Source organism: Lacinutrix sp. MEBiC02404, from assembly GCF_053601575.1.
The window spans coordinates 1-6,878 of record NZ_JBSHNV010000064.1; the positions used below are offsets into that span (position 1 = coordinate 1).

Annotated in this window: 8 protein-coding genes; all 8 read left to right on the forward strand. The window is 29.0% G+C overall.

What is annotated here, in order from left to right; genetic code table 11:
• Positions 1-146 precede the first annotated feature (146 nt).
• The 8 genes from ACVCXO_RS00370 (at position 147) to ACVCXO_RS00405 (ending at position 6,164) form a co-directional block, all read left to right on the forward strand.
• Positions 147-665: a hypothetical protein gene (locus ACVCXO_RS00370; protein ID WP_452227617.1), complete on the forward strand. Its 519-nt coding sequence runs from the start codon at positions 147-149 to the stop codon at positions 663-665.
• Between the two features lie 159 nt (positions 666-824).
• The gene (locus tag ACVCXO_RS00375; RefSeq protein WP_452227618.1) at positions 825-1,457 is read left to right on the forward strand and encodes a DUF6000 family protein; all 633 of its coding nucleotides are present in this window, start codon (positions 825-827) and stop codon (positions 1,455-1,457) included.
• Between the two features lie 139 nt (positions 1,458-1,596).
• A complete protein-coding gene (locus ACVCXO_RS00380; RefSeq protein ID WP_452227619.1) occupies positions 1,597-1,980 on the forward strand; it encodes a hypothetical protein in 384 nt (127 codons plus the stop codon).
• 147 nt (positions 1,981-2,127) lie between these two features.
• Positions 2,128-2,688 (forward strand): hypothetical protein, encoded by a 561-nt coding sequence (locus ACVCXO_RS00385; RefSeq protein WP_452227620.1) that lies wholly within the window; start codon positions 2,128-2,130, stop codon positions 2,686-2,688.
• Between the two features lie 161 nt (positions 2,689-2,849).
• Entirely contained in the window at positions 2,850-3,776 is a 927-nt protein-coding gene (locus tag ACVCXO_RS00390; protein WP_452227621.1) for a hypothetical protein, read from the forward strand.
• Positions 3,777-3,950: 174 nt separating this feature from the next.
• Positions 3,951-4,649 (forward strand): hypothetical protein, encoded by a 699-nt coding sequence (locus ACVCXO_RS00395; protein ID WP_452227622.1) that lies wholly within the window; start codon positions 3,951-3,953, stop codon positions 4,647-4,649.
• Between the two features lie 215 nt (positions 4,650-4,864).
• Complete coding sequence (locus tag ACVCXO_RS00400; RefSeq protein WP_452227623.1) at positions 4,865-5,422, forward strand: hypothetical protein; 558 nt, start codon at positions 4,865-4,867, stop codon at positions 5,420-5,422.
• A 157-nt stretch (positions 5,423-5,579) separates the two neighbouring features.
• A complete protein-coding gene (locus ACVCXO_RS00405; RefSeq protein ID WP_452227624.1) occupies positions 5,580-6,164 on the forward strand; it encodes a hypothetical protein in 585 nt (194 codons plus the stop codon).
• The last annotated feature ends 714 nt before the right edge of the window (positions 6,165-6,878 follow it).

A 6,878-nucleotide genomic window follows, 5' to 3' on the forward strand; every position in this document is an offset into this window, starting at 1 on the left:
TCAAGAAAAACTTAACAATAGACCTCGGAAAATAATAGGTTATAAAACTCCTCAAGAAATTATGGATTTTGAACTAAAAAATGTAGCTTAGTATAAACTAAAAAAAAGCAACGTTTGTTGCGTTAGAACCTTGAATGCAGCCACTTTTGATAATATTATTCACTTCATTTTTCACCCAATCTTATTCACAAGACTTTGGAGAAATAAAACTTGACTCAAAACTTCAAGTTAAATATTCTGACACTATACAGAACATTGGAGAAAGAATAAGTGGAAAGTGGAAATATCTTGGAAAAAGAACAAACGGAATTTTGACAGATACAATCGGAACAAGTTATAGGAACGACAAAGAAACTCTGATAATCATTGAAAACGGAACAGTAATAGAATCAGAAGGAGATAAGCGAAAAAAAGTCGATTACTTTTATGAAATCACTTATAGTTTTAAAAATGGAAATGGATTTTATTCTCGTGAAAAGAAGTATTTTAATGAAGGGATTACTTCAATCACTTCTTGTCAACCAATTCCGGAATTAGTTTATTATGAAGATAAATTTGGAATCCTTTCTATTGGAATGGGAGGACAAAGTTTTAGTAAAATAAATGAATTGACATCTGAAAAGCTTATACTTGAAAACGGAAAGGAATATTTGAAATTAAAATAAAATACGTATGCTAACACCGTATAAAAATAATTGCGGTTTAGTGCTTAATCAAAGGTCGTTGCGTATTTGTAACGTCTGATTTTCCTTCGGAAAATCCTCGCATACAAACCCGCAACTATTCTTATACATAAACGTTACCTGCAATTTGACCAACCAACAATGGACGAACAAACAAAGAGAAATATTGAACTACATTCTGCAGGTGCAACCGTAAGACACAAAAGTCCATTTGAAAATTTAAAACATTACGAATCTGAAATTGAAATTGATAAAGAGTTTATTAATAAATGGGTTTTACCATTTTATATGTCATTCCCTAAAAAGGATGATATTTTTTGGAATTTTAAAGAAGTGAAATCTGAATTAAATATCGAAATAGCAAAAAGATTATTAGGGAATTTTAATTGGCGAACTCGAATTGTTGGAGCATACTTTGCTACGATTAAAAACTATACTGAATTAGAAAATATTATCGGAACTCACCTTCTGAAAAGTCAAGTTTGTTACGCTGGAGATGGTTATTGTTTTGCACTTGCCTCTTTCAATACTGAAAATTCGATTGGGTTTTTAAAAAAATATCTTGACTATTATTTAACCCGAAAAGATTTGCAATTTGAACAAACTAGTGCGTTGTTAGCATTGAATTGGACTGACAAGCAAAACGGAACAAAAGAAGTAGAAAAGTATTTACCGATTTATAATGAATGGAATAAAAACAAATATTCACAAGATATTAATCCGAAATTTGACCACTTTAATAAATTACTAACTGAATTAAAAAACTGCAGGTAACACCGTATATAATTTATTGCTGGTTCTAGCCTGCTTACGAAAACCCTCGCGGATTTTCTATTCGGTTTTTATTTGCTAAATTACGTTCTTAAACACGCAACAAACCATATACAAACACGTTACCACACATTTGAAAAAAATGCTGAAATCAAAATTTATAGCTGATATTTTAGAATTACTCTTAGATGGAGATAGTGACGGAATAAAAGCAAAATCGCAAATTGAATTTATAACGGAATCTGATTATGAATATACAGGTAACGGAGTATTTATCGGATTTGAGCATAAAAACGGAATTGAAAAACATCGTTTTGAAAAAGATAAGCTAATATTAGATGGAGTAGAAATAAAATCACCTGAATTGGAAATCGGAGCAAATTGTACTCTATTCTTTTCAAATGGAATAATTGACTATCTCGAAATTTGGAATTATGGTGGAACTTATCCAAATACAGAATTAAAAAAATACGAATTGACTCAAACTTGGGAAAACTCGCAACGGAAAACAATTATAAACGAATAAAAAACGTGTGGTAACACCGTATATAATTTATTGCTGGCTTCTCGCCTACTTACGAAAGTCCTCACGGACTTTCTTGGTCGGTAATTATTTACTAAATTAGTTGCTTAAACCACGCAACAAACCATATACAAACACGTTAGGTAACATATGAATAAACATTCCGAATTCTATATTAATCTTCCGTTTTTCTTTGTAATTGCAATGGGTTTGATTTCCTGCAAAATGCAAAAAAAAATTATTGGTGAAAATCAATTAATTAAAGTAACGGAAATTGAAAATACAAATGAATATATAATTATTGAAGGAAATAGTTTTAAGAAAGCAACTATATTAAAAGATACTATTAAAAATGATTATACTAAGTTTTCTTCATTTATTGCTTATAACTATATCCCAACTAAGAAAAACTTAAAATTAATTGAACAAAAAATTCAAACAGAATTCAACGGAAATAAAAGAAAATATTTTCGACAATACAGAGGATTTAGGACAAAGGAAAAGGACACTATAATTGAAGTGGGGATGTTAACAAAATATGGTACAAAACAGTTTCCGAAATGGAAAAATAAAGCATTTGAATATATTGAAATGCATAAAAAACATAAAAGAATACAATTTTCTGGTTTCTTATACTTTACAGATAAAGGGAATTTAATAAGCTCTGATAGTTTATCTGATAAAATTTTAACGAATCTTATAAGCTTCTAAAGAAATACGTTACCTAACACCGTATATAATTAATGGCTAGTTTTAGCTTGCTTACGAAAATCTTTGCAGATTTTCTATTCCGTTTTTATTTACTAAATTAGGTGCTGAAACACGCCACTAATCATATACAAACACGTTGGCAATAATTTAAACGAACGATAATGACAAAAAACAATCTTTTAATAATTGGAACAATAATGTTTTTATTAATATTTAATTTAAGTTGTAGCAGTGATAATACAGATAATGATATTGTTGAACCAACTGATGATTTTAACATTGAAAGCTATCATATTGCTTATGTCCAATTTGACACATCTATCTATTCACCAGATTTTCCAAATTATCCAGATTTTTCAGTAAAACTTGAATACGATGAACAAAGTAGGATGATTAAAAGAATTGGAGAAGTTTCACAAGTGCCTTCTGGTGCTGGTATATTAAACATACTGACTGATTCTATATATTTTGATTTTCAATACGCTGCAAACAAAGTACACCTTGTAAAAAAATCAACTACTGGAAGCAACATTACAATTCCAGAAAATGAAACTACTCTTGTTTTAGACAATGCTAATAAAATAATTCAGAAAATAATTTTTGAAGAAAAAAACAACCAGCATCTTTCAAATTATGATACTATATATTATAGTTATGATAATAATAAGTTAATTTCTTATATAAAAGCATCAACTCATATCTATCAATCTTCAAATATATCTGTAAGAGATATAGAAGAATCTGAATTATATTATTCTAATAATAATTTAGATAGCATTATTACAATTTCATCTACAAAATATAGCGATATACCAAATACTGTATATGAAGAAAAGGAAACAAAAAGATTTGGAGGTTATGATTCTGCACTAAATCCATTTAGAAAACTTCAACTTTTTGATGAGACTTTTTATAGGTCATTATCTGAAAATAATTTCACAGAATATGAAGAAACTTTTGATTATTATCATTATCCAAATTCTGATTATTCTCAAACTCCAATTCTAGTTCCATCAATTAATATAAATACAAGAACTTGGGGTTTTGCTTATGATGAAAATGGAGAATGGATTTATGATCAATATTAAAAACTATTGCCAACACCGTATATATTTTATTGCTTGGTTCTAGCTTGTTTACGAAAATCCTCGCGGATTTTCTATTCCGTTTTTATTTACTAACTTAGTTGCTTAATCACGCAACAAAGCATATACAAACACGTTAGGCACAATTAACACGCAGAATCCAAAAATTTTAATAATATGAAAGTTTTTTTCAAAGCCATAAGACAATATGATTACGATAAAGTAAAAAACTATTTAGACAAAAAACCTGAATTATCTAATTGTATTGCAAAACAACCACCTAAAAAAGATGATGGACAATCAGCATTACAAATTGCATTTAAGACGGATAATCTTGAAATTGCAGATTTATTAATAGAACGAAACGCAGATATAAATTACATTGATAATTCTGAAATAAATGGTTGGAATATCCCAGTTTTTCACGATTTTATAATCGCAATTACTTGCAATTTAAATGAATCAAACGAGATATACCTTTCATATATGTCTATGCTTAAAAACCTAATATCAAAAAAAATTGATTTTTACAAATGTGATAGTTCCGGAAAAAATTCATTTAACTGTTTGATTAAAGAAACAGATAGTCTTTATGGTTATCAACATAAAAGATGTTGGGATACTAAACAAGGAAAATATATACTATCTAAAAAACAAAAAGACCAAAATTTAGAAAAACGCCTAAAAGAAGTATATAGTTTATTTCTTGATGAATATCTCAAAAAAGAAACGATTGCAGAAGGAATTAAAAATTATTCAACCACAACACACTTTGATAAGGAATTTAAGATTTACACATTTTCTATGGAACTATTGAATGAATTACTTATTGAAAAACAAGGTTCTGGTTTAATAAATTTTGAGAATAAAAAATAACTGTGCCTAACACCGTATATAATTTATTGCTAGTTCTAGCTTGCTTACGAAAACCCTCGCGGATTTTCTATTCGGTTTTTATTTGCTAAATTTAGTGCTTAAACACGCAACAAACCATATACAAACACGTTGTGCATAATATGAGAAAAACGATAATATTCATATTTGGAATTATAATTTTACAATTGAATTTCTCTTGTAAATCTCAATATTCTGTGACCGAACTAAACAAAAATTTTACGACAGAACAGATAACTGATTTAAACAAAATAACAGAATTCTTCAAATCAGAAATGTGCCTACATATGGATTCTGATTTCAAAACTTGTTACGAACGAACACCTCACGAATATTTAATAGCGAGTGGAAACGGATTTTGGACAAATATTGACTTTGACGAGCAGAAAAAACTATATGACCAAATTTCAAAATCAACTTTTAATGAAATTTGGATGTTTTGCGAATCCACTTATTATCCGAGTAAAACTAAAGCCAAAGATATTTGTGCTGTATCTACAGGAAAATATCAGAAATATTTGTCTGAATTAGGAAAAAAAAATCCGAGAATAGCTAAATATGCAGAAAGAATTCAGGCATCTGGAGATTTTGGAAGTTTCGATATACAATATTGGGAAGTCCTTAAAGACAAAAAATATTTTAATTTAAAAGACCCAAATATTCAATTAATTTTAGCTATTCATTATTTATCAATGAATGACCAATCAACCAGAAATGCCGATTTAATTGAACGGAAGAAAGTGAAATTTAATTAAAATACTATGCACAACACCGTATAAAAATAATTGCGGCTTAGTGCTTAATCAAAGGTCGCTGCGTGTTTGTAACGTCTGATTTTCCTTCGGAAAATCCTCGCATACAAACCCGCAACTATTCTTATACATAAACGTTACCACACATTTGACAAGACCAATGAAAAAAGGAATTTTAATAACAATAATTGGAATTATAATTATCGGGATTTCTTATTTCGGACTTGAAATGTTTGACTTCGCTAAAGGAGTTAAGCAAGACGCTCAAAAAGAGAAATTGAACTCGGAATTAAACGCGAAAATTCAATTTTCTGGTTATCCGACTTCCGACAAAGTTGAATTCAATATCGAAGCGGAAAAAGAATATTACGAAGGAAAACCAATTGAAATAAAACTGATTTGGAAAAACGAATCCAATATTGCCGAAAAAATAATGATTAGAGATTATTGGGAACATCCAATCGGAACTGGAGCATCAATTACGGATTTAAATAATGTAAAATTAACAAGCCAAATTTCAAGTCATATTTTAAGTTCTCAATTGTTTTCACCAGACGATTTAAAAGATTATGAAATTGAACTTAAACCAAACGAAACAAAAGAATATTCTGTCGATTTATTAAAAATTCCGATTTTAAAACAAACTGAATCTAATCCGAAAAGTAATTTGCCGAAAGGAAAGTATAAAATCCAAGTGTTTTATTATTCGAAAATATCGAAGGAAATTGAAATTGAAATTGAATAAAAACGTGTGGTAACACCGTATATAATTTATTGCTAGCTTCTCGCCTACTTACGAAAGTCCTCGCGGACTTTCTTGGTCGGTAATTATTTACTAAATTAGTTGCTTGAAACACGCAACAAAACATATACAACAACGTTATCTATAAGTTACTCACCAACAAAAATTATTGGAAAATCTATAAGTCTGAACTTCCAACAAGGGAATAATTACTAAGATGAATAATGTAATCTGAAAAACGTTACGGATTGGATTCTGTTTGATTTTATAAACTAAGATTGAAAAGCTTGCGTTTATCGTTACGACTGAATTACACGCAGAAAAACCAATCTGAGCTAATCTGACAGTAGAAATGTATCATTGCGCTTAAACCGTTGCTAAAATCAGAATTCCTAAATTATATTTATATAAAAATTTAAACATCTGAACTCTGGCTAACTATGAAAAGACCTATAGATAACAACGTATATAATTAATGGCTAGTTATAGCTTGCTTACGAAAATCTTTGCAGATTTTCTATTCGGTTTTTATTTACTAAATTAGGTGCTGAAACACGCCACTAATCATATACAAACACGTTACCCAACATTTGACCAAAAATGCCGATAAGAAGAAATACAGACCAAAAAAGTAAAACTCTAACTGAATTTTATTCTGAATTAAAAAACGACTCTAACGTAATTTCAAAAGGAGTCGGAACTTTAATGCTAAATTGG

Bases quoted from the DNA above. Each gene is read 5' to 3' on its own strand.
- ACVCXO_RS00390 (WP_452227621.1), top strand. From the start codon at position 2,850: ATGACAAAAAACAATCTTTTAATAATTGGAACAATAATGTTTTTATTA.
- ACVCXO_RS00395 (WP_452227622.1), top strand. From the start codon at position 3,951: ATGAAAGTTTTTTTCAAAGCCATAAGACAATATGATTACGATAAAGTA.
- ACVCXO_RS00380 (WP_452227619.1), top strand. From the start codon at position 1,597: ATGCTGAAATCAAAATTTATAGCTGATATTTTAGAATTACTCTTAGAT.
- ACVCXO_RS00405 (WP_452227624.1), top strand. From the start codon at position 5,580: ATGAAAAAAGGAATTTTAATAACAATAATTGGAATTATAATTATCGGG.
- ACVCXO_RS00385 (WP_452227620.1), top strand. From the start codon at position 2,128: ATGAATAAACATTCCGAATTCTATATTAATCTTCCGTTTTTCTTTGTA.
- ACVCXO_RS00375 (WP_452227618.1), top strand. From the start codon at position 825: ATGGACGAACAAACAAAGAGAAATATTGAACTACATTCTGCAGGTGCA.